The organism is Pseudomonas sp. FG-3G (genome assembly GCF_901007645.1).
GTDB classification, from domain to species: Bacteria; Pseudomonadota; Gammaproteobacteria; order Pseudomonadales; family Pseudomonadaceae; genus Aquipseudomonas; species Aquipseudomonas rhizophila.
Window position 1 is genome coordinate 141,203 of the sequence record NZ_CAAKGZ010000021.1, and the last position, 24,755, is coordinate 165,957.

Genomic DNA, 24,755 nt, shown 5'->3' on the forward strand with positions numbered 1-24,755 from the left:
GAGATCACTCTCCGCTCTGTACCAGGCGCTGATAACGCGAGAGGCTTTCTTCCAGGTGCTTGCGCAGTGCGCTGCGGGCGCCGTTAATATCGCCCATGGTGATCGCCGAAAGAATCGCGCCATGTTCGCGGCCGATTTTCTTGATGTGCGCTTGCCGGCTTTTGCCGGTGGATTGCCCGTGCTTGAGGTGCAGATCGAAAATGATGTCCGGCCCCAATGCCTCCAGTAGTTGAGTGAAGTGAGGGTTGTTGGTTGCCCGGGCAATGGCCAGGTGAAACTCAAAATCGGCCTTGGCTTCTTCTTCAAGGTCGGTGCCGTCCAGTGCATTGAAGCGATCGAAGGCCTGGGTAATGTCGGCCATGCTGGTCGGGCTGCGGCGTTCGGCGGCACGGGCAACGGATTCGGTTTCAATGCCCAGACGAAGCTCCAGCACCTGCGCGGCGGCACGCACGTCATCGACCGCGGTGCTGAGCGCGTAACCGATGCGCTTGACGTCCTGCTCGACGACAAACACGCCCACGCCTTGCCGTGCGATCAGGCGTCCACCCAGTCGAAGCGAAGCGACAGCTTCTCGAATCACCGGTCGGCTGACATTGAACTCTTTGCACAAGGCCTGCTCGGAGGGCAGTTTTTCGCCCGGACCGTAGATGCCTGTATCGATACGATTGGACAATTCACGGATAACCGTCTCGGCCAGATTGCCCCTGCGCGTACCAGTCGTCGCGTCCATTTATGTTGCTCCTGAAACTGAATGCTCATCACGGAAGATGAAGGTTGAACAGTGAATGGACCTCGTCAAACGAATGCAAAGTCTCTGTTTATACCACTAGTAAGCCGATGTTACGGCCAGTTGAGCGCTTCCCATAGGTTATCAAACAACTGACCTCAGATGGTGCGATCGTCCCATTTTGCTAGGAGACATGCCTCGGATTTGCGCATTTTACCTCGCCGCAAAAATTCTTCTTTCTCAATTTCGCTGACGCCTAGCATATACCAATTGACAGTTGCCTGCTGACTGTTATCTTACAAGTGCGGTCGCCGCTGGTGACTGTCAATGCAGTGAGAGTGTCCCGAAAAGGTCTGGGTGCCGTGACAGGGCTCCGGATATGGAAAAGAAGACTTGCACGCCAACGTGCTCAATTCGTTTGTCCGATGATTTCTGGGAGGGGTATATGCGTAAACACAACCTGATCCTCACCGCACTCGCTGCGGCCATGGCGTCAGCGCTGAATGTCGGGATCGCCACTGCGGCGGACACCGAACAGGTTCGGATCGGCTTCGCCGGACCCTTGACTGGGCCTTCCGGCCACCAGGGCCTGGATGTCGAGCATGGCGTAAGCATTGCCATCGAAGAGGCGAACCAGCAAAAACTGAAAATTGGTGACAAGGTCGCCGAATTCAAGCTGGTCTCCGAGGACGACGTAGCCGATCCGCGCACCGGCACGGCAGTGGCCCAGCGACTGGTGGATGCCAAGGTGGCCGTGGTGATCGGTCACTACAACTCTGGCACCAGTATTCCTGCTTCAAAAATCTACGGCGATGCCGGCATCCCGCAAATCTCGCCATCGGCCACCAATCCGGCGCTGACCCGGCAGGGCATCAAGTCCGTTTTCCGTGTGGTCAACGACGATGCGACCCTGGGTCGTTATGCCGGTAACTACCTGGTCAACAAACTTGGCGCTAAACGCATTGCGATCTTTGATGACCGCACGGCTTATGGTCAGGGCCTGGCCGACGAAGTGAACAAGGCGGTCAAAGCCGCTGGCGGCAATGTCGTGGTGCGTGATTACACCAACGACAAAGCCACCGACTTCAACGCCATCCTGACCACCGCCAAGGCGCAGCAGGTGGACGCGGTGTTCTTTGCAGCACTGGATTACCAGGCCGCACCGATGGCCAAGCAGATGAAAAACCTCGGTATCAAGGCCAAGTTCATGAACATCGGCAACCTGCCGAACGACGAGTTCAAGAAAATGGCCGGCAGTGCGGCGGAAGGTGCGTACGCCTGGAACTACGGCATGCCTTTGCAGGACATGCCGAAGGGCGCCGCATTCGAGCAGAAACTCAAGGATAAATACGGCATGGGCGTGGTGCAGTCATCGCCGGCTGCCTACGACGCCACTTGGGCTGCGATCAACGCAATGGTCAAAGCGCAATCGGATGATCCTGCCGTTTACCTGCCAGTGCTGAAAAGCTCCAGCTATGACGGTGTCACCGGAACCATCGCGTTCGACGAGTCCGGCAACCTGAAAAATGCGGCAGCGACGATTTTCCAGTTTGAAGATGGCAAATGGAAAACCCTGGCTGTCGAGCGCGAATAAGCATCCCTGCAATACCCAGAACGATAAGCGGGCCGCCACGGCCCGCGACAACAACAAGAAGATTTTTTTCTGATCTGCCACGAATGTCACCGCGTTGCTCTCACGAGCTATCGCTGGTGAATACAAAGCAGCTTTGAGGATTCACCAAGTGGACGCCAATCTTAGTATCTTGTTGCAGCAGATCCTCAATGGTCTGGTGCTCGGCAGTATCTACGCCCTTGTGGCACTGGGTTACACCATGGTTTACGGCATCATTGGCCTGATCAACTTTGCCCACGGCGAAGTGGTCATGGTCGGTGCCATGGTGACGATTTCGGTGCTGACCATGCTGGCAGGGTTTGGATTTGCACCCGGCGTGCTGACGCTCATGTTCGCGATCATGATTGCGGCCGCGGTCTGCATGCTGATGGCACAAGGTATGGAGAAATTCGCCTACCGACCGTTACGTAAAGCCCCGCGTTTGACACCACTGATTCTGGCGATCGGTATTTCCATCTTTCTACAAAACCTGGCGATGATGATCTGGGGCAGGGGTTACAAGACCTTTCCCGAGGTCGTTGAAACCCGACCTGTTGAAGTGTTCGGCGCCACCATCACCAACGTCCAGATGAGCATCATGATCATCTCGGTCGTCATCATGTTTGCCCTCTGGGTACTGGTGGACAAGACCCGTCTGGGCAAGGCCATGCGGGCCACGGCACAGAATCAGGAGGTCGCCGGCCTGATGGGCATCAACATCAACCGGGTGATCTCCGCCACCTTCGTCATCGGCGCATCCCTGGGTGCAGTGGCCGGTGTCATGCGTGCGGTCAACTACGGTCAGGCCGACGCCTACATGGGATTACTGCTGGGACTGAAAGCTTTTTCGGCGGCGGTGCTGGGCGGCATCGGCAATCTCTTCGGCGCCATGGCGGGAGGCATCCTGTTGGGTCTGATCGAGTCGCTTGCCGCAGGTTATACCGGCCAGGTCACGGGAGGATTTCTGGGGGCGAACTACCAGGACATCTTTGCCTTCATGGTACTCATCATGGTCTTGCTGTTCCGGCCTAATGGCCTGATGGGCGAGCGCCAGGCCGACCGCGCATAGGAGGCTTCGCCATGAAAAATAATTACGTTCAATACGCGCTCCTCGCTCTGGCTTTCGTCGCTCTGCCATTCGTGGTTGAGGCCATTCCTTTCCTCGGTCCGACCTGGGTACGCATCCTCGGCTTCGCCATGCTCTATGTGCTGTTGGCGCTGGGGTTGAATATCGTGATCGGCTACGCCGGCCTGCTGGACATGGGCTACATCGGCTTTTATGCCATTGGCGCCTACCTGTATGCGTTGCTCTCTTCACCGCATTTGAACATGGCGGGATTGGCGGAAGGGATATTGAACTGGCCGTTGTGGATCATCATCCCTTTGTCTGCCGTGATTGCCGCAATCTGCGGTGTGCTGATCGGAGCGCCGGTGCTCAAGTTGCGCGGTGACTATCTGGCCATCGTCACACTGGGCTTCGGCGAAATCATCCGGATCTTCATGAACAACCTCGACCAGCCGGTGAATATCACCAACGGTCCGCAGGGGATTTCCGGCATCGCCCCCTTGCACATCGACGGCGGTGCGTGGAGCTACGCGAGTGGGCAGGCACCACAGGCGATCCTGTCGTTGCAGACCAAGTGGAGTCTGTTCGGACTGCAGGTTTCACCCGTCATCAGCTACTACCTGTTCTTCCTCGGAGTAGTCATCCTAGCGATCATCCTGTCCAAGCGCCTGGAAGTGTCGCGCATCGGACGTGCCTGGATGGCGTTGCGTGAAGACGAAGTGGCCGCCGAGGCCATGGGCCTGAACAAGCGCAACCTCAAGTTGCTGGCCTTTGCCATGGGCGCGACCTTTGGTGGCGTGTCTGGCGCCTTGTTTTCTGCCTATCAGGGTTTTGTCAGCCCGGAGTCCTTCACTTTGATGGAGTCCATCATGGTCCTGGCGATGGTGGTTCTGGGCGGTATGGGCTCGATCCGCGGCGTGGTGCTGGGCGCGTTGATCCTGTCGATCATGCCCGAGATGTTCCGCGACCTGGTCAACTGGGTGCAGCCGTTTGTAATGGACAACGTGACCTTCATCAGCCGCGAAGTGCTGCGCAACATCCTTGATGCCTCGACGCTGCGGATGCTGGTGTTCGGTCTGGCATTGATCCTGGTCATGCGCTTCCGCCCGGAAGGGCTGTGGCCTTCGAGCCGCCGCCGTGCCGAGTTGCGTGAAGAGGAAAGCGAACCATTGGTTCCGCCCCCCGCGTTGGATAGCAGCGTAGAACGTCTGGAGTCCGCGACAGCCGAGTTCAGGCTCAAAGAGGTGAATAAGGTATGAGCGACGTACTGCTGGAACTTCGCAAAGTCAGCAAGTTTTTTGGTGGGCTGCAAGCGCTGCATGGCATCGATCTGAGCATCAAGCGCGGTGAAATCCGCGGCCTGCTGGGGCCGAACGGTGCGGGCAAGACCACGCTGTTCAACGTCTTGACCGGCCTGTACCGCGCCGAGGAAGGCTGGGTTGAGTTTAACGGCAAGCCGCTGCGCATCAGCAAGCCCCACAAAGTGGTAGAGGCCGGCATCTCCCGAACCTTCCAGAACATACGCCTGTTTCACAACATGACGGCGCTGGAGAACGTCATGATCGGGCGGCATGTGCGGACGAAAAGCGGTGTGTTCGGCGCTATCTTGCGCACCCGTCGTTGTGTCCAGGAGGAGCGCGAGATCCATGAAGCTGCACGCTACTGGCTCGACTACGTCGGTATCGGGCGTTTCGCTGGCGAGCTGGCCAAGAACCTTTCCTACGGTGACCAGCGTCGTTTGGAGATTGCCCGGGCCTTGGCGACCGAACCGTTGCTGGTCGCTCTCGATGAGCCGGCGGCCGGCATGAATGCCTCGGAAACCGAAGGCTTGCGTCAGCTGATGTGCAAGATGAAAGCCGATGGCAAGACCGTGTTGTTGATCGAGCACGATGTGAAGCTGGTGATGGGCCTGTGCGATCACGTCACGGTTCTGGAGTTCGGTAAAAAAATCGCTGACGGCCTGCCTGCGCAGGTACAAAAAGATCCTCGGGTGATCGAGGCTTATCTGGGCACTGAGACGGTGGCTTGAGCATGAAAAATATTCTTCAGGTAAGCGATCTCAAGGTTTCCTATGGCGCCATTCAAGCCATCAAGGGGCTGGACTTTCATGTGGGCGAGGGTGAGATGGTCGCCCTGATCGGGGCCAACGGTGCCGGCAAGACCACGACGCTCAAGACGCTGGCCGGGCTGCTGACGCCGACCGCAGGGCAAATTACCTTTGATGGAAAAGCCCATTCGAAGATCAAGAGCTTCGACCTGATCCGCGAAGGCCTCGCGCTTGTACCCGAAGGGCGGGGAATTTTCCCCAAGCTGACGGTTTACGAAAATCTTGAAATGGGCGCTTTTTCGCGAACCGATGGCAAGACCGCCATCGAAGCCGATATCGAGCGCATGTTCGGCATCTTTCCCCGGCTCAAGGAGCGGGCGTTCCAGCTGGCTGGCACCATGTCCGGTGGCGAGCAGCAAATGCTGGCGATTTCCAGGGCCTTGATGGGTAAACCCAAACTACTGCTGCTCGACGAACCTTCCATGGGACTCGCGCCCATCATCGTGCAGAAAATTTTCGAGACCATTCGTGAGGTGGTGAAGGGCGGGGTTACGCTGTTGCTGGTGGAGCAGAACGCCAAGCTGGCGCTTCAGACCTGCCAGCGTGCGTATGTGATCGATGGCGGACGTATTGCACTGGAAGGGCAGGCGGAAGAATTGCTACACAACGAACAGGTGCAGAAAGCCTATCTCGGCGAGTAATGCGGGCTCCAGAATGCGTTTTTAGACCGAGCCCTCTGGAAACGACAGCCCCAACAACCACTCACTGAAGGCCATCAATGACGGCAGGTTCTGGTATCGATTGGCATACGCCAGATAGTAGTTCCTGCCGCTTTCCATCGGGTTGAACAGCGCGACCAATGCGCCCGCCTTGAGCTCATCCTGCACCAGCACCCGCGGCACCAGTCCAATGCCGATACCGGCCGCCACCGCCTGAATCAGGTGACTGGTGAGCTCGAAGCTCGGGCCCAGGCGCATCAGACGATGATCCAGACCGTTGCACTCAAACCAGTCGGACCACGCGCTGGGTCGAGAGACGACATTAAGTAACGAGTGACTGGCGGCCAGGTCCGCCGGGGTGATCGAGCGGTATTCGGGCAGTGCCGAAGGGCTGGCCACGACGATCAGTTGCTCAGTCAGCAATTTGTGGGAGATGAATCCCGGCCATGACCCTGAACCGGCACAGATGATTGCGTTCATTTCTCCGACGACACTGGCCAGGTCCGCCTGCATGATTCTGGAATGGATATGCACGACGATATCCGGGTGCTTGGTGTAGAAGTCATTCATCCGTGGCAACAGCCACTTGGAGCCGAAGGTGGGCAGCACTGCCAGATTCAAGGTCCCGCCTTGAGCGCTGAAGGCGATTGTATTGAGTGTGGCGCTGCGAATGCGGCCCAGCGCCGCTGCAAGTTCATGCTGGTACAGCGCGCCGGCGGCGGTCAGCTCGATACGCCGGCCATCGCGATGAAAAAGATCGACACCCAGCAACGACTCCAGCGACTGAACCTGGCGGCTGACCGCGCTTTGCGTCAACAACAGCTCATCCGCCGCCTTGGTGAAGCTGCCATGCCTGGCCGCCGCCTCGAAGGCCACGAGCACCGACATCGAGGGTGTAAGGCGTCTAGGGTTCATTCATAAACCTCATGCAAACACTGCGAGTTTTACGTTTGTCTCAGGAGTGTCATCTTCAAATAATAGGGCTACATGCATTTTGCCCCAACGCCGACTCATACGTTAAGCGAATGTAAAAAAGAATTAGCCTGCAGGAACCACACGAATGATTGCGCGCCTTATCCCTGAACACGGTCAGACTGATCGTTACGAACGTTTCCTGAGCCAGCTGGGCGCTGAAGGCTTCAAGGGGGAGATCGCCCGCGACTATGGCTCCCGGACGGTGTTGGCGACCGATAACTCGATCTACCAACGCCTCCCTCAGGCGGCGGTGTTTCCCAGGGATTACGCGGACGTCGAGTGCATGGCGAAACTTGCTGCGCACCCGGAATTTCGATCGGTGGTCCTCACCCCTCGTGGCGGCGGCACTGGCACCAACGGTCAATCGCTCACCGATGGTTTGGTGGTCGACCTCTCCAGGCACCTGAACGGGATTCTCGAAATCAATGTTGAAGAGCGTTGGGTCCGGGTTCAGAGCGGTGTCGTCAAGGATCAACTGAACGCCGCGCTGAAGCCCCATGGCTTGTTCTTCGCCCCCGAATTGTCCACCTCGAACAGGGCCACCGTCGGCGGCATGATCAACACTGACGCCAGCGGGCAGGGCAGTTGCACCTACGGCAAAACGCGCGACCATGTGCTGGCGCTTTCCACGGTTCTGCTGGGTGGTCAACGGCTCGATAGCCAGCCACTGGACACCGAGCAAACCGACCGGCAAGCCATCCGGCAGGACGTCATCGGCAGTGTGTATCGCTGCTCCCGGGACATCGCCGATCAGCAAGCTCAGTTGATTCGGGAGACCTTCCCAAAACTCAATCGCTGCCTGACCGGCTACGACCTCGCACACCTGCGTGAAGAGGACGGGCGCTTCAATCTCAACAGCATTCTGTGCGGCTCCGAGGGGTCTTTGGGGTTTATTGTCGAGGCCAAACTCAACGTTCTGCCGATTCCGCGTCACAGCATCCTGGTCAACGTGCAATACGCCGGCTTCATGGATGCGTTGCGCGATGCCAAGGCGCTGATGGCCCTCAAGCCGTTGTCCATCGAAACGGTGGACTCCAAAGTGCTGATGCTGGCGATGCAAGACATTGTGTGGCACGGCGTCGCCGAGTACTTTCCCGCCGTCCCGGGCCGGCAGACCCTAGGCATCAACCTCATCGAGTTCAGCGGTGATGACCTAGCGGCTCTGGAACAGCGCGTCCACGACTTCATCGAACACCTGAAAACAGATCAAACAGTGGAACGACTAGGGCATACGCTGACCATCGGCAGTGAAGCGGTGAAGCGCGTCTACACCATGCGTAAAAAATCCGTGGGACTTTTGGGTAATGTTGAGGGAGAGGCCCGGCCTCAACCCTTTGTTGAAGATACTGCTGTGCCACCGGAAAACCTGGCAGATTTCATCGCCGAGTTTAGGGCGCTGCTCGATGCCAAGCACCTTGAGTACGGCATGTTCGGCCACGTGGATGCCGGCGTGCTGCACGTCAGGCCGATCCTGGACATGAAGGATCCAGCACAGGCAGCCGTTATTCGCCCGATTTCCAACGCAGTTGCCACGCTTACGCAAAAGTATGGAGGGTTGCTCTGGGGGGAACATGGCAAGGGGCTGCGCTCGGAGTACGCCCCGGGTTACTTCGGTGCCCTGTACCCGTCGCTGCAGGCGATCAAGGCTGCGTTCGATCCGTTCAATCAGCTTAATCCTGGCAAGATCGCGACACCCTTGCACGTCCCTGATGCCAGGTTGACCAAAGTCGACGAAGTCCAGTTACGAGGGGATTTCGATCGGCAGATCAACGAAGGTGTATGGCAAAACTATCAAGCCGCTGTTCAATGCAACGGCAACGGTGCCTGCTACAACTTTGATCCCGACGATGCGATGTGCCCCTCGTGGAAGGCCACACGTAACCGTATTCATTCACCCAAGGGGCGTGCATCCCTTATTCGCGAATGGCTGCGGCTGCAAGGGGCCCGTGGCGCCGACATTCTTGGCGACTCCGCCCCCTTTACCCTCGGCGGGGTGGCCGCCAAGGCACGAAACACTGTCGGCAAATGGCTCGGGCAGAAAGATTTCTCCCACGAAGTTTATGACGCAATGGCAGGTTGCCTGGCGTGCAAGTCCTGCGCTGGACAGTGCCCGGTCAAGGTCAATGTCCCGGATTTCCGGGCGCGTTTCCTCGAGCGTTACCACAGCCGCTACATGCGACCGCTCAAGGACTATGTGATCGGCTCGCTGGAATACAGCATTCCCTACATTGCCCGTTTTCCCAGGCTGTACAACGCCATGATGCGTGCCCGACCGGTAAAATTCATGCTTGAGCACGTTGTTGGAATGGTCGACAGCCCACTGCTGAGCCTGATGGACTTCCATAAAGTGTGCGCCCTCTGGAACGTAGAAATCGCGACGGCTCACAAGCTTTCAAAGTTGACTGACGAGCAACGTCAACGCAGCGTCATCATTGTTCAGGATGCTTTTACCCGCTACTTCGAAACACCGGTCGCCGCCGAATGGATAGAGCTGATCGCCCGACTTGGCTACCAGATCTACCTCGCGCCGTTTTCCCCGAATGGCAAGCCGCTACAGGTTCAGGGCTTCCTCGGTGCGTTCAATAAGACAGCGGCTCATAACGCTAAAGGTTTGAAGGCACTTCAGGAGTTTGGCATCCCGCTGGTGGGTCTAGACCCGGCAATGACCCTCGTCTACCGGCAGGAGTACGCCAAGACGCTGGAGCGAGATGCGGCCCCTCAAGTCGCACTGGCTCAGGAATGGCTAGTGACTGCACTCCCAGCGCCGCAGAAGCGGGGCGGGGCACAGGTTTTCCATTTTCTGCCGCATTGCACCGAGCGCACCAATGAGCCGGCCAGTATCGAGCTCTGGAAAAAGGTGTTCGAGGGTTTTGGCCTGACGCTGCAAGTCCTGGCGAGCGGCTGCTGCGGTATGTCCGGTACGTACGGGCATGAAACCCGAAACGTGAAGACCTCGCAGGTCATCTATTCGCAATCCTGGCAGCCGCTGGTAGAGCGCTTTCACGCCAGTGGCAGGCTGATTGCCGATGGTTATTCATGCCGTAGCCAAGTGAAGCGCCAGGCGGGCGAAGTGGTGCTTCATCCCCTCCAGGCGCTCCTGGGTCAACTTCGCGAAAGCGGTACTGTCGCGTACGAACATCGGGAAGACGCATGCGAGCGAGCTTGAGAGCTCGCATGGCCTGATGGTTCGTAAGTAGGAATCTTGGGAAAGGGTGTGAATGCATAGAGGCATTTGTAGACTTGGGCTATTTCGAAAGCCCAATGGTGAGACGCCAAAAGGTGGCCAGTCCATTTTCTGGTAGGAGCTGATTCGTTCGATGGTTGCGGCAACGGCAAACTAACGTTTGCCGTTTTTAAGCAAATTTTAGACGAGGGGAGGAAGCACTAGAACGGTTGAGCATTCCAGCAAAGAGCGGCGTTGTGTGTCAGCGTAGAGTTTGAGCTCATTGGTGACTTTTTGACCCAATGCTTTTTCGAACTCGTCTTGATTAGAGCTGCCTGCAAAGTGGCTTTGTGAATCATCCCCCAGATTCGACTGAAAGATTCCCGCCGCGCTCACTGGTAAGAAGTCTTCGTAGACGAGGGGCTCATACTGGATATAGCCTTGGGCAATAAGCTCCTGACGTGAGCTTGGACGGTAGCTGTTGCTCCTCGAAGCGATTCCTTTTTGTGTCGGAAAATAGCGGAAGTAGGCAAGTCCTTTGTCGTGCAGCTCAGCGTAGGTGTCTGGAAAATCCACGAAGTGCTTTTGCAACAGCTCGTTGTATTTTTCAGCGTTGGATTCGGATGGGTACTCACCCAACTCTGCTCGCGCGGCGTTCAGCAAAGTGTCATACAGCGCTCGGCCTTTTGGCGTGAGTGCTGCACCACGCTGTTCGATCTCCCCAAAACGAGCTGTATGGCTACCTGTTGCACTGTTGTTCTGGTCAGTGAAGGCTACGGTTTCCTGGAGTGCCTTGAAGCTCGTCTGGCGCAGTAGGATTGGGCAGTTGCGACGTGGCGGCCCTTCGATAACTGCCTTCGGCGTAATACCTTTTTGTGGCATGCCGTCCTGGATCATATCTATGTCCAGAGTCCGGGGGGTGAGGTGGTTGATATGCGGACCTTTGAAAGCAACAACGTCAGCGATTAACCGGTGTTGATCATGCAGGCGCTGATATTCCTTTGCAGTAACCGTTGCGTCGTGATGCCAGCGGAAAGTTTCCAGCGCTTCATGAATGAAATCCTTGGCATCTTTTGGATCGAGACCTCCATTGGATTCGTGTTTCTTGATCAGGGCCAAAGCGTTGGGTGTGAAAATCTGACGTTGACTCAGGATTGCCTGCACCAGCTTTCGCAGCTCTTCGTTCTCAATCAATTCCAGGCGCAGTAACGACGTGAATACTCGGAACGGGCTAACTTGCAATGAGTCTTCGTGCACCGCGCGAAATGCGGTCGAGTGCACGGGTACGCCCGCTGGGGTGAGGTCGTAATAGCCGACTGGCTGCATGCCCATCACGGCAAAGAGTCGTGCGATAGTTGCAAGCTCTTCGGGAGTGCCAACGCGGATAGCCCCATGGCGCTCCATGTCTAATCGCTCAACTTCTCCTGTCCGCTCCAGATGATCTGAAACAGCCTTGTTAGACTCCAACACTGTTTGGTTGATTTCTGCGACAAGCTGCATGAGCGTTCCGTAAAGCGGTACCTCATCCTTGTACATCTCGGACATGGCACGGGAAAACTGCGTACGAATTTCGTCAGGGTCGACGAAACTTGGGGTGTTCATCAGAGGAACTCCTTGCAAGATATCTACGTGTTACGTGGGCGATTGATCTTAAAAAATGACTTCTGCAGCAATCTGGGTAATCAGGTTTTAGTGATTCCAGCCAGGCAGCTTTCGAAAATATCGAGACCTTCTTCCAGGATGTCGGGTTCGATAGTCAATGGTGGGAGCAGTCGGATGATGTGGCGTGATTTTCCGCTCGGCATCAAAAGCAGACCGTTCTGTCTGGCGCTCACAAGAAGCTGTGCCAACACCGCGGTAGCTGGCGCTCCTTCAGGCGTTATTAGCTCAATGCCTCTCATTGCACCTACTCCGGTCAATTTTCCGAGATAAGGAGAGAGCTTCTTCTGCTGCCAGGCCTGATACCGACTTACGATGGCTTTTTCCTGGTTCTCACCCCAAGCCGAAAGGTTCGAATCTGTCATCTCGTCCAGCGTGGCAAGCGCCGCAGCACAAGCAATAGGGTTGCCGGAGTAAGTCCCACCCAAACCGCCTTTCGGCAGGGTGTCCAGCAGTTCTTTTTTACCGACTACAGCTCCCAGCGGCAAACCGCCGGCAATGCTTTTGCCTAGCAGCATCAAGTCGGGTTCGATACCTAGTTGTGTGAAGGCGAAGCGTTGGCCGGTACGACCGAATCCAGACTGAATTTCATCAATAACTAACAGGATGCCTTTCTCGTCGCAAAACTTACGCAGTGCCTGTGCGAACTGAGGATCGAGAGCAAGAAATCCGCCTTCACCTTGCACTGGCTCAAGAATGAAGCAGGCGATGTCATTGGCGTCGATCTCGACGCTGAACAGCCGATCCATCGCCTTGAGTGCTTCCTGCGTCGTTACCCCGGTATCTTCACTCGGGTAGGGCAGGTGATAAACGGGGCCCGGCAAAGTGCCGACACGCTGCTTGTACGGGGCAACTTTCCCATTCAAATTCAAGGTCGCCAAGGTACGACCATGAAAGCCGCCATCGAATGCGATAACGGCAGTTCGACCAGTGACTGCACGCACAATTTTCAGCGCATTCTCTGCCGCTTCCGCGCCACTGTTGGTCAACATGCCGCTGACCGGATAGGACACGGGGATGAACTTGGCCAGGCGATCCATGAACTGTTTGTAGGGTTCGTGAGGCACGGCATTGAATGCGTAATGGGTGAGGCGCGAAGCTTGCTTGCACACCGCCTCGACAATCCGTGGGTTGCAATGACCCAAATTCAGAACGCCAATTCCGCCTACGAAGTCGATATAACGCCTACCGTCTGTGTCCCACACCTGTGCATTGATGCCGTGGCTCAATGTGATCGGATGGACAATTGCGATGGATTCGCTGATGGAGGACGTTGTCATGACAGCACGTTCTCCTTAACCAGAGCTGACAGATTTCCGTTCCATTTTTTGTCGTATGGCGAGACGAAAACTTCCCGGCTTATGGGTGTCGTCCATTGGCAATTTTGTGAGGCAAACATTGGCATTTTGGTGGTCCTGACTGCATAGGCTTTTTTCTATGAAAGCGAGGATCACCGGGTGACGACAAGCGAAAAGAAATTACGGGGTCATTCCTTGAGCTATTGATTGCTCAGTATTGCTGGTTTCCCAACTTCGCCTGCACCAGTACCCATTCGACAAAATTACGTACCTTCGGGATGTCAGCAGCATGCTCTGAATAGGCCATGAAATGTGATCCTGAGCTACGGACAGAGAAGTCCCAGGCAATGACCAATTTTTTCTCCGCGATCTCGTCAGTCACGAGAAATTGGGGAACCAGTGCCACTCCACAGCCAGCTTGAGCTGCCTGAATGCACATGTAAAAAGTGTCGAAGCGAGGTCCGTGATAGCTGTTCTCTGTATGCAGATCCTGCTCAAGAAACCATTCGTGCCAGGCTTCAGGTCGAGATGTGCATTGCAGCAAGACCAGGTCAGTCAGGTCGGCCGCGCCTTTGATTGATTTATTGGCAAGCGTTTGCGGTGAGCAAACGGGAACAACATCCTCTCCAAAAAGCTTGGTGCAGACCGCTCCGGGCCACGAGCCCTGCCCAAAGAAAAAGGCTACATCTGCCTTCGCTTTAAGCAGATCGAAGGGCTCCAATTCACTACGTATTTCCAAGTGGATATTGGGAAAGCGCTTACCGAAACCGTTCAGATTCGGTATTAGCCAGCGTGCGCCAAAAGTAGGTTGAGTGGCCACTCGCAGCACTTCGGTTTCCCCTCCGTAGGAAAGAATGTACCGGCTCGACATATCAACTTGGGTCAATATTTTATCGACCTCTGCAAGGTAAAGCTCGCCAGCAGGTGTCAGCTGCAGGCGCCGGCGTACTCGATGAAAGAGGTGGTGTCTGAGCATTTCCTCCAACTGAGCAACCTGTTTGCTGACCGCGCTTTGGGTCAGGTGCAGCTCTTCAGCCGCACGAGTAAAGCTCAAATGACGCGCTGCAGCTTCGAAACACTGTAAGGCTGCCATGGAGGGAGTAAGACGTTTGGACATATCTCTCTCTATCTGGTGGAAAAATCAACTTCATTAGCTCAGGGAATGATGTGCTGAGCAAACGTCGTTTGTTGAGCGGACGGTTCGGATTAATACTGACCCAGATCAATAATTTCGACCACCATCAGTTGCAGGAGAGAAAAATGGTTGATGGACTGCTTAAAGGTCTTGGCGTTTCCGAGGCAGCATTCACGAATGGCGGCTATGCCGTTCATACACCAATCGATGGTAGTCAAGTCGCCTCCGTCACTTTGGAGAGCAAAGCTGTCGTTGCTAACAAGATCGATCTAGCACACCAAGCCTTCCTGGCCTGGCGTGATGTGCCGGCGCCACGTCGTGGTGAGCTGGTTCGTGTGTTCGGCGAGGTTTTGCGCAAAAACAAAGAGCAGCTTGGCGAATTGGTATCGGTGGAAACCGGCAAGATCCTCCAGGAAGGTCTGGGCGAAGTTCAGGAAATGATCGACATCTGCGACTTCGCAGTCGGCCTCTCTCGCCAGTTGTACGGTTTGACTATCGCGTCTGAGCGTTCGGGTCACCATATGCGTGAAACGTGGCAGCCGCTCGGCATTGTCGGCGTGATCAGCGCGTTCAACTTCCCTGCTGCGGTATGGGCTTGGAACACTACCTTGGCCCTGGTTTGCGGCAACTCTGTACTTTGGAAACCATCCGAAAAAACGCCTCTGACTGCCTTGGCCTGTCAGGCACTGTTCGAACAGGCACTGAAGATTTTTGGTCAGGCTCCGGAAGGTCTCAGCCAACTGATCATTGGTGATCGCGAGGCGGGTGAAGTGCTTGTCGATGATACGCGCATCCCTCTGATCAGTGCTACCGGCAGCACCCGCATGGGCCGCGAAGTTGGTCCGCGAGTAGCGGCTCGCTTCGGTCGTTGCATCCTCGAACTCGGCGGCAATAACGCTATGATCCTGGCGCCTAGTGCTGATCTCGATCTGGCCGTGCGTGGCATCTTGTTCAGTGCGGTGGGTACCGCTGGCCAACGCTGTACTTCTCTGCGCCGTTTGATTGTGCACCGCTCGATCAAAGATGAAGTTGTCGCTCGAGTGAAAGCTGCTTACGCCGGGGTGCGCATCGGTGATCCACGTAAAGACAATCTGATCGGGCCGCTGATTGATAAGCAGGCATTTGAATCGATGCAAGGTGCTCTGGCCCAAGCGCGTGACGAGGGCGGTGAGGTTTCTGGTGGTGAACGCAAGCTGCAGGATCAGTATCCGAATGCCTATTACGTAGCGCCGGCCATAGTAGAAATGCCAAGTCAGTCTGACGTCGTTCGACACGAAACTTTCGCACCGATTCTGTATGTGTTGGTGTACGACGAGTTTGAAGAAGCGCTGCGTTTGAACAACGAAGTGCCTCAAGGTCTTTCGTCCTGCATTTTCACATTGGATGTACGCGAAGCCGAGCGTTTCCAAAGTGCCTCTGGTAGTGACTGCGGTATCGCTAACGTCAACATCGGCACCAGCGGCGCCGAGATCGGCGGTGCATTCGGTGGTGAGAAAGAAACCGGAGGTGGACGTGAGTCAGGATCGGACTCCTGGAAAGCCTACATGCGTCGTCAGACCAACACGATCAACTATTCCCGCGAGCTGCCCCTGGCTCAAGGAATCGTCTTCGATTGATCAAGATAACCCTCTGCACTGAATATCAGGGCAGGGGGTTCAATCTTCAGGAGCCAAAACATTCGCCAGCGGATGCTATGAGCTTTGCCACCCCATTTGTTAGAGAGGCTAGACTTTGGACACTCAAAAAGTGACGAAGGCGAATGCTCCTTTCTGGATGGCAAACGCTCTGGTATTGGCGACCATTTTTGGTTTGATGATGCAGTTGTCTATTTCTGGAATTTTGGCGCCGCAGAGTCCACCCGGGATGGGCATGATGCTTGCGGCCGTCACATCCATGAGCGTCGTTCGAATGCTCATCCTGGCGCTAAAGTCTCCTCTCTCTGAGCCCTCGAATCCAATTGTGGACAGCGCTTTCAAAGCCAAGCCTCAGGCTCAGGGCGAGCCGAATGAATTCACCCTTCCTGAACCCCTGGTTCTATAAACAAATGTGTTCCACTGCGAGACTGCGGTAGTGAGGTTGATTGTATGGTTGAGTTACGTCGAGAGTGTCTTTGGGAGCATGTCACGCCTACACAGGCATCGCCTATTGCACTGACCAACAGTATCAAAGTTGATGTCTGCGTTATTGGTGGTGGCATTACCGGGCTTTCGGCTGCGTTGAACTTGCTCGAAAAAGGCAAGAGCGTTGCCGTACTGGAGGCTCATCAGGTTGGTCACGGTGGCTCTGGGCGCAACGTTGGACTGGTCAATGCCGGTACCTGGATCCCGCCAGATGACGTAGAAGCAACGTTAGGGACAAAGGTGGGGACTCAACTTAACAAGGTTCTTGGAGAAGCACCTGCTCTGGTCTTCGCCACCATCGACAGGCTAGGAATCGATTGCCAGGCGCGTAACGATGGCACCCTTCATATGGCCCACAACGCTTCAGGTGCCGCTGACCTGCAAAGTCGCCACGATCAGTGGAAGCGTCGAGGGGCGAATGTTGAACTGCTGACTGGAGCCCGATGCCAGGAGTATTGCGGCACGGACAAGATTTCTGCGGCTTTGCTGGATCGTCGGGCTGGGACAATCAATCCGATGGGCTATACCACTGGGTTGGCAGAAGCTGTACGACGCCTGGGTGGTCAATTATTCGAAAACTCTGCGGTTACTCAGTTGGAGAAGCAGGGCAGTGGGTGGCTGGTTAAAACTGCAGGTGGCTCCGTTGCTTCAGACAAGGTCGTAATATCCACCGGAGCGTACACCGAAGGCGATTGGTCTGAACTACAGAAAAACTATTTCCGTGGTTATTACTATCAGGTGGCGTCTAAACCTCTCGTGGGTACCGAAGCTGACAACGTTTTGAAGTATGGTCAAGGTTCTTGGGATACTCGCTTGGTATTGAGCAGTATCCGCCGGGATGCTGAAGGTCGCCTGTTGCTTGGCAGCATGGGGCGCACAGATAACAAACCCGCGTGGTTCATTAAAAGTTGGGCTGACAGGATTCAAGCTCACTATTTTCCTAAGCTGGGGAAGATCGATTGGGAAATGCACTGGACTGGGTGTATCGACTTTACTCCTGACCACTTGATGCGTTTGTTTGAGCCAGCACCTGGCGTAGTAGCGGTCACTGGTTATAACGGTCGAGGCAATACCACTGGGACAGTTGTTGGCAAGGCGCTGGCGGATTATTTGATCTATGATGTGCCGGACAATTTGCCGATTCCTTTTTCAATAATGAAGCCGATTTCCAGCGCTGGGTTAAGAAGTGCGTTTTATGAGAGTGGTTTCTCTCTTTACCATGCAGGCCAATGTTTGCGAGTGATTCTGTAAAAATAAGTTTTATTTAGAGCGCCATTACCGTACTTGATCGTGAGTTCGGTAATGGATGCGATTTGAATGAGCCCCCAGTCTGATCGTCGCATGGATAAGAGGAGCGCAAATCCCCATCGTTGAGTAATCACCGATGGTTTTTTTTGGGGGGGGGGTCGCCGACCAGCGCAGCTGTATGTAATCGAAAGCTTGGTGAGTGGCTGCTTATTTGAGTCTCACGGCCTTCGAAACATAGAAGAAACTATAGGCAAGGATTGCATTGCTTTAAAGAAGGTGAGTTGCGGTAAATCAATTAAATAGCCCTGCGCTGCTCCAGTTGCCGATAAGCATTAATGATTCTAGACGTAATCCGCAATCTATTTAAACGGCAATGGATGTGCAGAGGCGGATAATGGCATTCATCAGAAATGAGAAAGCCCATGATTTAACATGGGCTATTGAGCTCGATTTGATATTTCTACTTGGTTTTTCTATTGAGAGCTTGTTGCTGATAATAGGCGGTTGCGCTAGGCGTTCGACGCAATGTTCCCATCAGTAGTATTGTTCCAGCAACGAAAGCTGTCATCAAGGTTTCATATCTGTAGTGCTCACTCACTAGCATGTAGCCTAATACCGACGTGATCGCTGCAATGACAAACCAAGTTAACCACGGGAATAGCCACATCTTGAATTCCGGAGGGTTTCCGTCTTTCTCCAATATGGCTCTCATTCTCAGTTGCGAAATGGCTATTACAAGATACACAAGGAGGGCAATAGCTCCGGTAGTGGAAAGCAAAAAACCAAAGACTTTGCCAGGTAAAGCGTAGTTAACAATGCATCCAACAAAACCTGCGAGCGTAGAGAGTATGACCGCCACAGCTGGAACGCCATTGCGAGAGATGCGGTGCGTCATCGGGTGGGCTTCACCTCGTGCTCCCAATGAGTAGAGCATACGCGAGGCGGTATAGAGGCCTGAGTTCATGCAGCTCGTAACAGCAACGAGAACCACGATATCTACCATCAGCTTAGCGCCGGGTACATTCAGAATTTCTAGTGCGCGTTGAAACGAACCTACAGACGTTAAGCGAGGGTCATTCCAGGCTACAAGCGAAACGATGAAAAATATAGAGACGATATAAAATATCGCAATTCGATAAACTACCAGATTTGTCGCTTTGCGGATTTTATCCTTCGGGTTCTCTGTTTCTTCGGCTGCGATGGTTACGATTTCTGCTCCGAAAAAGGAGAAAATGGTAACGAGCACCCCTCCAAGCACGGCTCCAAATCCATTAGGCATGAAGCCGCCGTTAGATAAAAGTTGGCCTACGCCAGACACTGTTGCCAGCGGCCAGTATCCACTAACACCCAGAGCACAAACGATAATAAATGCTGCGATGGCGACGACTTTAATCAGTGCAAACCAGTACTCGAATTCACCGAAATTTTTCACGCTTGCCAGGTTTGAAAATGAAAGTGTAACCATAATGAGAAAGGCAAACAGCCACGAGGGGACAGCTGGAACCCATGCGTGGAGGATGTCAGCACCAGCGATCGCTTCGACGGGAATAATCAATACCCAGAACCACCAGTAAAGCCAACCAATTGTAAAGCCCGCCCATGGGCCAATCGCACTTCCAGCGTAAGTGGAAAAGGAACCACTGTCCGGGCTGGCGATCGCCATTTCCCCCAGCATACGCATCACGCAAAGAACAAGAAGGCCTGTAAGGCCATACGAGATCAAAATGGCTGGCCCGGCAGTTGCAATTGCATTTGATGAGCCGATGAACAATCCAGCGCCGATAATTCCTGCGATTGAGATCATTGAGACTTGACGGGAAGATAACCCATGCTGGAGTGAGCGAGGCTCTTTACTGCGTGGAGAAGCCATGTTCTGTCCTCTATTCGGCACGTATTAACAGGATTGTTGTAAGTTTTGATCCTGATATTTAGTTGCGGAATAAGAATGCTATTGTTGTTTGTGAAGGGTTTTGAAGTTTGACGGCAGGAGGAGTTTTATCAAGGTTTTTGTTGTGATGCAATAAGCCCAGACGCTCTGTGTTTAACAGGCGTCTGCGTTCGTTTTAGGTGCGATCACAGATACTTTGTTTGATTGCGGTTGATGAGAAGATCCGAGGCCTAGGGCGGGTTTCCTGAAGATTGACGATGTACAGGTAGTATTAATTTGTGAGCTCCCTCCTCGCAAGCGATGATTTAGAACTATATGATTCCAAATTGGAATGATATAGAAAACGGCTTTGAACACTCCCTAATGTGGTGAGAAAAAGTACTCGGATAGTTGCTTCTTTGTGACTGGACTTCTGGTATTCCGGCGCTGCCCGATAAAGATTTTCTTTCTCCGGTGAATACATTTGCTGCTTTGTCAAAACCTTTTCACCTCAACAGAATCAAGACTGGCTCCGGGCTAAGCACCCGACTGACACAAACCGTGCATGGAGATTAACCAGCGATGATGGCCAATACCCATAAGGCAATGCAGGTAACCCGCCCGGGTTTGCTGGAATTGGTTGAACGCGAGACACCCGTACCGCGAGAAGGCGAGGTGCTGATTAAGGTTCAGGCCTGTGGCATCTGTGGCGCAGATTCCGGTGTCATCGAAGGTCTGGAACCCGGGTTGACGTATCCCCGTGTGCCGGGCCATGAAGTGGTCGGGCGGATCGTCGCGCTGGGTCCTGGCATTTGCGAACTCTGGCATATTGGCCAACGGGTCGGGGTAGGGCGCCTGGGTGGTCACTGCAACCGCTGTGAGCAATGTCGCCGTGGTGTTTTCAACCTGTGTGCGAACCAGCCCGTGATCGGCAGCTCGCAGGATGGCGGCTACGCGCAGATGATGATTGCCAGGGTCACCGGGCTGGTGGCGATTCCTGACGCGCTTGGCGCCGTCGACGCTGCGCCATTACTGTGCGCTGGCATCGCGACGTTCAATGCCTTACGCAAGTCCGGTGCCCTTGCTGGTGACTTGGTAGCGGTCCAGGGGATCGGCGGGCTTGGACATCTGGCGGTCCAGTACGCACGCAGGATGGGGTTCAAGGTGGTGGCGGTCGGTCGAGGGCAGGATATCGCCGATGATGTAATTGGGCTGGGTGCACATCATTACATCGACACCCAGTTCGAGGATCCGGTAGCCCGTCTCAAAGCGCTGGGTGGCGCCCATGTGATCCTCACGACCATTACCGATAGCGCGGCCGTTTCTACCCTGATATCTGCGCTAGCGCCTCAGGGGCGACTATTGGTAGTCGGCGTCGGCCGGGAGCCCCTTTCCATTATGCCTGGCGCATTGGTCGGCGGTGAGCGCAGCGTCCTGGGCGCCATCACGGGAACACCCTTTGAATCGGAGAAAACCCTGGATTTCAGCCTGATGACGGACGTACGTGCGAAGATCGAGACCCTGCCCCTGGAAAGAGCGTGGGAGGCCTACCAGCTTGTCAGGTCCGGTGCTGTGCGGTTCCGCATGGTGCTGACCATGGGCGACGAATGAGCCGGTAGTCGATGCCGCCAACACCTGACCACAAAGTAGCGGCCTACGCCGGCTGCCTTTCGCGGGCGATGTCGAGGAAGCCGGCAATGTAGTCGATCTGCGCTTCGGCCTTGCGCACGCCCAGGTGAATGCTCTTGTGCAGACCATGAGGGCCGATGCGCAGGGCCTTCAAGGGCAGGCCCAGGCCTTCCTCCTGCAGGAGCCATTCCGGCAACACACTGATCCCGCGCCCGGCCGCCGTCAGTTGTAGCATCAATTCGGTGGTTTCCGCCGTGATCCTGTGATGCGGCCGGCAATTGGCTGGCACCAGGAAGCGGCTGTAGATGTCCAGTCGCTCCAGGCTGACCGGCACGGTGATCAGTGTTTCCTGCATCAGGTCATGGGGATCGGCCCAAGGCTTGTTCGCCAGCGCATGGTCTTCATGCAGCACCAGCACCAACTCGTAATCGAATACCGGGGTGAACAACAGCTCCGGTTGATCGATCGGGTCCGGGGTGATCAGCAAGTCGATCTCATAGCCCGTAAGCGCAGCTACACCATCGAAACGAAAGGCGGTGCAAACCTCGAAGTCGACGTCAGGCCAGTGCCGCAGATAGGGACCTGTGACGCCCATCAGCCACTTCTGGCATGGATGACACTCCATGCCGGCGCGCAATGCACCACGGCGCCCATCCGCGAAATCCGAGAGCACCCGCTGGGCATGCTCCACCTGTGGCAGCAGACGCTCGGCAAGGCTCAGCAGGTAGTTGCCGGCCTGGGTAAAGCGCAGGCTGCGCCCGTCCTTCATCCACACCTTGATGCCATGTCGTTCCTCGAATTTGGCAATGGCGTGGGAGAGGGCGGACTGGCTGACGTTCAATCGCTCGGCGGCAGCCGTCACGCTGCCAGTGCGGGAAACCTCACGCAGGATCGATAGGTGCTGGAAGTCGATCATTCATGTACCCCGTTCATGGATTGATGAAGTAATACCATTTCTGTTCATGATCCGATGTTGTTACTAATACTGCAAGGCAAGCAAGCCCTCTTATTTCGTGAACACACTGGACACCAAGAACGATGAATACCCAGGTACTCACATCGCAGCTCAGCAACGAAGCTACCTGCATTTTCGATGAAGTCATCGACCGCAGGCACACCAACTCCATGAAGTGGGACTACGGCCACAACTTCCTTACACCCCAGGAATGCGCCTCCGATCCGCTGCCGATGTGGGTAGCGGACATGGATTTCCGTTCACCGCAGGCAGTCATTGACGCGCTGAGCGAGGCCGTGCAGTTCGGCGTCTTTGGCTACGCTGGCGGTCCGCGTAAGTCTTATGTGGATGCGGTGATCGGTTGGCAGGGACGTCGCTTCGGCTGGGACGTGTCCCGTGACTGGCTGATGCAGGCCTCCGGCATCATCACCACCATGAAGACGGCCATTCAGGCGTTCACCAAGCCGGGCGATTCGGTGCTGATCCAGCCGCCGGTGTACGTGCATTTTCACGATGATGCGCAGATCAACGGCCGGCGCCTGGCCCTGGCGCCGCTGGATTTCGACGGCGAGCGTTATCGTTTCGACGAACGCAAGTTCGAAGCCGCGATCCAGCCGCACACACGCCTGTTCATCCTGAGCCATCCGCATAACCCTACAGGCAATGTGTGGTCCGAAGCGGAGCTGCGGGCGATGGGGGAGATCTGTGCCCGCCACAATGTTCTGGTGCTCTCGGATGAAATTCATCAGGACATCATCCTCAATCCGCGCAAGAAGCACATTCCGTTTGCATCACTGGGCGAGCAATTCGCCCAGAACAGCATCACCTGCACCGCGCCGAGCAAGACCTTCAACATGCCCGGGCTGCAGACCGCGAACATCTTCATCCCCAACAAGCGGATCCGTGAAGAGCTGGTCCGCCAATACGATCGAAACCTCTATCGCTACGTCAATGCCCTCGGCATGGTCGCGGCCGAGGCGGCCTATACCCACGGCGAGCCATGGCTGGAGCAGATGCTCGGCTACGTGCGCGACAACCAGGCGCACTTTGCCGAAGCCATCCACGCCGCGACGCCACAGATCAAGGTGGTGCCGACGGATTCGTTGTACCTGGCCTGGATGGACTGCCGCGGCCTGGGCATGGACGCCGAAGCGCTCGACCGGTTCATGCTCACCCAGGCACGCGTCTGGCTCGACAAGGGCCAGAAGTTCGGCCTGGAAGGCCGCGGCTTCATGCGAGCCAACCTGGGTTGCAGTCGAGTGACGGTCGACGAAGCGATCCAGCGCATTACCCGGGCGGTGCAGCAACGCTGAGCAGCTCCACCCCGATTTATCCATGACAACAGGCGCTCGTGCGATGAACACGAGCCCTTTGCTGCACCTGTGCCTTGAACTGCCGCCTTGAACAACATCACAACAACAAAGGTGAACATGATGAGAAAGTCCCCCCTCGTTCCGCTGGTCTGTCTTGCTGCTGCATTGGTGTCTGGTTTCGCCAGCGCCGGTACGCTGAAAGATGTGCAAGCTCGTGGAAAGCTCAACTGCGGCGTGTCGACCGGCAACACCGGGTTGTCTGCCCCTGACGCAAAGGGTACCTGGCAAGGTCTGGACGTTGCGATGTGCAGGGCCGTCGCAGCGGCAGTATTGGGTGACGCCAATGCGGTCAACTTTGTACCCACCACCGGCCAGACTCGCTTTACAGCCCTGGCCTCGGGCGAGGTCGACCTGCTGATCCGCAACAGCTCATGGACTTTCACCCGCGACGTGGATCTGAAGCTGACCTTCGCTGGTATCAACTACTACGATGGCCAGGGTTTCCTGGTGCGCAAGTCGCTGGGAGCGAAGTCGGTCAAGGATCTGGACGGCGCCTCGATCTGCGTGCAGACCGGCTCCACCCATGAGCTGAACCTGGCGGAGTACTCGCGTAATCACGGCATGAAGTACGAACCGGTGCCGATCGATTCCACCGCCGAAGGCGAACAGAAGTATCTGGCTGGTGCCTGTGACGTGTTCACCAACGATGTCTCCGGGCTCGCGGCCTCCAAGGCCAGCTTCGCTGCTCCTGATGAACACATGGTTCTCGGCGAACTCATCTCCAAGGAGCCGCTGGGGCCCATGGTGCGCCAGGGCGATGACCAGTGGGCGGATGTGGTGCGCTGGACGCTCAACGCCCTGGTCGCAGCCGAAGAGTTGGGCGTGACCTCCGGCAATCTTGCACAGATGGCCAGCGGCTCGGGCAACCCCGAAATCAATCGGTTGCTGGGCAAGGAGGGCAACTTCGGCCAGCAACTGGGCCTGGATGACAAGTGGGCCAGCCGCGCCATCGCCGCCAGTGGCAACTATGGCGAAATCTTCGACAACTCCCTGGGCAAGCACACGTCCATCGGCCTTGAGCGGGGCTTGAACGCCCAGTGGAATCAGGGCGGTCTGTTGTACGCCGCACCGTTCCGCTGAGTCAGCGCGCCGCCCGGCGCGTCGTTCGACCCTTGCCGCAAAAGGGCAGGATGATGGCATCCAAGAGGCCACAGCCTGCCCA

The 24,755-nt window shown here is 55.7% G+C and carries 19 protein-coding genes; 12 read left to right on the forward strand and 7 right to left on the reverse strand.

The window, feature by feature from the left end; all coding sequences use genetic code 11:
• Positions 1–4 precede the first annotated feature (4 nt).
• Positions 5–730 (reverse strand): FadR/GntR family transcriptional regulator, encoded by a 726-nt coding sequence (locus PSEUDOMOFG3G_RS12990; protein ID WP_139050186.1) that lies wholly within the window; start codon positions 728–730, stop codon positions 5–7.
• Positions 731–1,172: 442 nt separating this feature from the next.
• On the opposite strand from PSEUDOMOFG3G_RS12990, the gene PSEUDOMOFG3G_RS12995 reads away from it, so the two are divergent.
• The 5 genes from PSEUDOMOFG3G_RS12995 (at position 1,173) to PSEUDOMOFG3G_RS13015 (ending at position 6,153) form a co-directional block, all read left to right on the forward strand.
• Positions 1,173–2,321 (forward strand): branched-chain amino acid ABC transporter substrate-binding protein, encoded by a 1,149-nt coding sequence (locus PSEUDOMOFG3G_RS12995; protein ID WP_139050187.1) that lies wholly within the window; start codon positions 1,173–1,175, stop codon positions 2,319–2,321.
• A gap of 148 nt (positions 2,322–2,469) precedes the next feature.
• Positions 2,470–3,408: a branched-chain amino acid ABC transporter permease gene (locus PSEUDOMOFG3G_RS13000; RefSeq protein ID WP_139050188.1), complete on the forward strand. Its 939-nt coding sequence runs from the start codon at positions 2,470–2,472 to the stop codon at positions 3,406–3,408.
• Between the two features lie 11 nt (positions 3,409–3,419).
• Entirely contained in the window at positions 3,420–4,664 is a 1,245-nt protein-coding gene (locus PSEUDOMOFG3G_RS13005; RefSeq protein WP_139050189.1) for an ABC transporter ATP-binding protein, read from the forward strand.
• Positions 4,661–5,434, forward strand: a complete 774-nt coding sequence (locus PSEUDOMOFG3G_RS13010; RefSeq protein WP_139050190.1) for an ABC transporter ATP-binding protein — start codon at positions 4,661–4,663, stop codon at positions 5,432–5,434. The genes PSEUDOMOFG3G_RS13005 and PSEUDOMOFG3G_RS13010 overlap by 4 nt, the downstream gene beginning before the upstream one ends.
• Positions 5,435–5,436: 2 nt before the next feature.
• The gene (locus PSEUDOMOFG3G_RS13015; RefSeq protein WP_139050191.1) at positions 5,437–6,153 is read left to right on the forward strand and encodes an ABC transporter ATP-binding protein; all 717 of its coding nucleotides are present in this window, start codon (positions 5,437–5,439) and stop codon (positions 6,151–6,153) included.
• Between the two features lie 21 nt (positions 6,154–6,174).
• Here PSEUDOMOFG3G_RS13015 and PSEUDOMOFG3G_RS13020 read toward each other — a convergent pair whose 3' ends face one another.
• Positions 6,175–7,086 carry a LysR substrate-binding domain-containing protein gene (locus PSEUDOMOFG3G_RS13020; protein ID WP_171061373.1) on the reverse strand — a complete coding sequence of 304 codons (912 nt, stop codon included), beginning with the start codon at positions 7,084–7,086 and terminating at the stop codon, positions 6,175–6,177.
• Positions 7,087–7,231: 145 nt separating this feature from the next.
• Here PSEUDOMOFG3G_RS13020 and PSEUDOMOFG3G_RS13025 point away from each other — a divergent pair, with 145 nt between their 5' ends.
• Complete coding sequence (locus tag PSEUDOMOFG3G_RS13025; RefSeq protein WP_139050192.1) at positions 7,232–10,312, forward strand: FAD-binding and (Fe-S)-binding domain-containing protein; 3,081 nt, start codon at positions 7,232–7,234, stop codon at positions 10,310–10,312.
• Positions 10,313–10,510: 198 nt separating this feature from the next.
• Here PSEUDOMOFG3G_RS13025 and PSEUDOMOFG3G_RS13030 read toward each other — a convergent pair whose 3' ends face one another.
• The 3 genes from PSEUDOMOFG3G_RS13030 to PSEUDOMOFG3G_RS13040 all read right to left on the reverse strand — a co-directional run bounded on the left by PSEUDOMOFG3G_RS13030 (position 10,511) and on the right by PSEUDOMOFG3G_RS13040 (position 14,383).
• Entirely contained in the window at positions 10,511–11,911 is a 1,401-nt protein-coding gene (locus PSEUDOMOFG3G_RS13030; protein WP_139050193.1) for a VOC family protein, read from the reverse strand.
• Between the two features lie 80 nt (positions 11,912–11,991).
• A complete protein-coding gene (locus PSEUDOMOFG3G_RS13035; RefSeq protein ID WP_139050194.1) occupies positions 11,992–13,248 on the reverse strand; it encodes an aspartate aminotransferase family protein in 1,257 nt (418 codons plus the stop codon).
• A gap of 229 nt (positions 13,249–13,477) precedes the next feature.
• A complete protein-coding gene (locus tag PSEUDOMOFG3G_RS13040) occupies positions 13,478–14,383 on the reverse strand; it encodes a LysR substrate-binding domain-containing protein (RefSeq protein ID WP_139050195.1) in 906 nt (301 codons plus the stop codon).
• Between the two features lie 143 nt (positions 14,384–14,526).
• Here PSEUDOMOFG3G_RS13040 and PSEUDOMOFG3G_RS13045 point away from each other — a divergent pair, with 143 nt between their 5' ends.
• The 3 genes from PSEUDOMOFG3G_RS13045 to PSEUDOMOFG3G_RS13055 all read left to right on the forward strand — a co-directional run bounded on the left by PSEUDOMOFG3G_RS13045 (position 14,527) and on the right by PSEUDOMOFG3G_RS13055 (position 17,772).
• The gene (locus PSEUDOMOFG3G_RS13045) at positions 14,527–16,017 is read left to right on the forward strand and encodes an aldehyde dehydrogenase family protein (RefSeq protein ID WP_139050542.1); all 1,491 of its coding nucleotides are present in this window, start codon (positions 14,527–14,529) and stop codon (positions 16,015–16,017) included.
• A 115-nt stretch (positions 16,018–16,132) separates the two neighbouring features.
• Positions 16,133–16,441 carry a hypothetical protein gene (locus tag PSEUDOMOFG3G_RS13050; RefSeq protein ID WP_139050196.1) on the forward strand — a complete coding sequence of 103 codons (309 nt, stop codon included), beginning with the start codon at positions 16,133–16,135 and terminating at the stop codon, positions 16,439–16,441.
• Positions 16,442–16,485: 44 nt separating this feature from the next.
• Positions 16,486–17,772: an FAD-binding oxidoreductase gene (locus PSEUDOMOFG3G_RS13055; RefSeq protein WP_139050197.1), complete on the forward strand. Its 1,287-nt coding sequence runs from the start codon at positions 16,486–16,488 to the stop codon at positions 17,770–17,772.
• A 457-nt stretch (positions 17,773–18,229) separates the two neighbouring features.
• Here PSEUDOMOFG3G_RS13055 and PSEUDOMOFG3G_RS13060 read toward each other — a convergent pair whose 3' ends face one another.
• A complete protein-coding gene (locus PSEUDOMOFG3G_RS13060; protein ID WP_139050198.1) occupies positions 18,230–19,639 on the reverse strand; it encodes an amino acid permease in 1,410 nt (469 codons plus the stop codon).
• 579 nt (positions 19,640–20,218) lie between these two features.
• Here PSEUDOMOFG3G_RS13060 and PSEUDOMOFG3G_RS13065 point away from each other — a divergent pair.
• Entirely contained in the window at positions 20,219–21,247 is a 1,029-nt protein-coding gene (locus tag PSEUDOMOFG3G_RS13065) for an alcohol dehydrogenase (RefSeq protein ID WP_257220752.1), read from the forward strand.
• Positions 21,248–21,290: 43 nt separating this feature from the next.
• Here the strand turns inward: PSEUDOMOFG3G_RS13065 and PSEUDOMOFG3G_RS13070 are convergent, their stop codons facing one another.
• The gene (locus PSEUDOMOFG3G_RS13070; RefSeq protein WP_139050199.1) at positions 21,291–22,181 is read right to left on the reverse strand and encodes a LysR family transcriptional regulator; all 891 of its coding nucleotides are present in this window, start codon (positions 22,179–22,181) and stop codon (positions 21,291–21,293) included.
• Between the two features lie 122 nt (positions 22,182–22,303).
• Between PSEUDOMOFG3G_RS13070 and PSEUDOMOFG3G_RS13075 the strand changes: the two genes are divergently transcribed.
• Both PSEUDOMOFG3G_RS13075 and PSEUDOMOFG3G_RS13080 read left to right on the forward strand, forming a co-directional pair.
• On the forward strand, positions 22,304–23,533 hold the full coding sequence (locus tag PSEUDOMOFG3G_RS13075) for a MalY/PatB family protein (RefSeq protein ID WP_139050200.1): 1,230 nt from the start codon (positions 22,304–22,306) through the stop codon (positions 23,531–23,533).
• A gap of 120 nt (positions 23,534–23,653) precedes the next feature.
• Positions 23,654–24,673 (forward strand): amino acid ABC transporter substrate-binding protein, encoded by a 1,020-nt coding sequence (locus tag PSEUDOMOFG3G_RS13080; protein WP_139050201.1) that lies wholly within the window; start codon positions 23,654–23,656, stop codon positions 24,671–24,673.
• The last annotated feature ends 82 nt before the right edge of the window (positions 24,674–24,755 follow it).

Bases quoted from the DNA above. Each gene is read 5' to 3' on its own strand.
- PSEUDOMOFG3G_RS13035 (WP_139050194.1), bottom strand. From the start codon at position 13,248: ATGACAACGTCCTCCATCAGCGAATCCATCGCAATTGTCCATCCGATC.
- PSEUDOMOFG3G_RS13020 (WP_171061373.1), bottom strand. From the start codon at position 7,086: ATGAACCCTAGACGCCTTACACCCTCGATGTCGGTGCTCGTGGCCTTC.
- PSEUDOMOFG3G_RS13080 (WP_139050201.1), top strand. From the start codon at position 23,654: ATGAGAAAGTCCCCCCTCGTTCCGCTGGTCTGTCTTGCTGCTGCATTG.
- PSEUDOMOFG3G_RS13010 (WP_139050190.1), top strand. From the start codon at position 4,661: ATGAGCGACGTACTGCTGGAACTTCGCAAAGTCAGCAAGTTTTTTGGT.
- PSEUDOMOFG3G_RS13065 (WP_257220752.1), top strand. From the start codon at position 20,219: ATGATGGCCAATACCCATAAGGCAATGCAGGTAACCCGCCCGGGTTTG.
- PSEUDOMOFG3G_RS12995 (WP_139050187.1), top strand. From the start codon at position 1,173: ATGCGTAAACACAACCTGATCCTCACCGCACTCGCTGCGGCCATGGCG.
- PSEUDOMOFG3G_RS13015 (WP_139050191.1), top strand. From the start codon at position 5,437: ATGAAAAATATTCTTCAGGTAAGCGATCTCAAGGTTTCCTATGGCGCC.
- PSEUDOMOFG3G_RS13075 (WP_139050200.1), top strand. From the start codon at position 22,304: ATGAATACCCAGGTACTCACATCGCAGCTCAGCAACGAAGCTACCTGC.
- PSEUDOMOFG3G_RS13025 (WP_139050192.1), top strand. From the start codon at position 7,232: ATGATTGCGCGCCTTATCCCTGAACACGGTCAGACTGATCGTTACGAA.
- PSEUDOMOFG3G_RS13045 (WP_139050542.1), top strand. From the start codon at position 14,527: ATGGTTGATGGACTGCTTAAAGGTCTTGGCGTTTCCGAGGCAGCATTC.
- PSEUDOMOFG3G_RS13060 (WP_139050198.1), bottom strand. From the start codon at position 19,639: ATGGCTTCTCCACGCAGTAAAGAGCCTCGCTCACTCCAGCATGGGTTA.
- PSEUDOMOFG3G_RS13070 (WP_139050199.1), bottom strand. From the start codon at position 22,181: ATGATCGACTTCCAGCACCTATCGATCCTGCGTGAGGTTTCCCGCACT.
- PSEUDOMOFG3G_RS12990 (WP_139050186.1), bottom strand. From the start codon at position 730: ATGGACGCGACGACTGGTACGCGCAGGGGCAATCTGGCCGAGACGGTT.
- PSEUDOMOFG3G_RS13030 (WP_139050193.1), bottom strand. From the start codon at position 11,911: ATGAACACCCCAAGTTTCGTCGACCCTGACGAAATTCGTACGCAGTTT.
- PSEUDOMOFG3G_RS13005 (WP_139050189.1), top strand. From the start codon at position 3,420: ATGAAAAATAATTACGTTCAATACGCGCTCCTCGCTCTGGCTTTCGTC.
- PSEUDOMOFG3G_RS13055 (WP_139050197.1), top strand. From the start codon at position 16,486: ATGGTTGAGTTACGTCGAGAGTGTCTTTGGGAGCATGTCACGCCTACA.
- PSEUDOMOFG3G_RS13040 (WP_139050195.1), bottom strand. From the start codon at position 14,383: ATGTCCAAACGTCTTACTCCCTCCATGGCAGCCTTACAGTGTTTCGAA.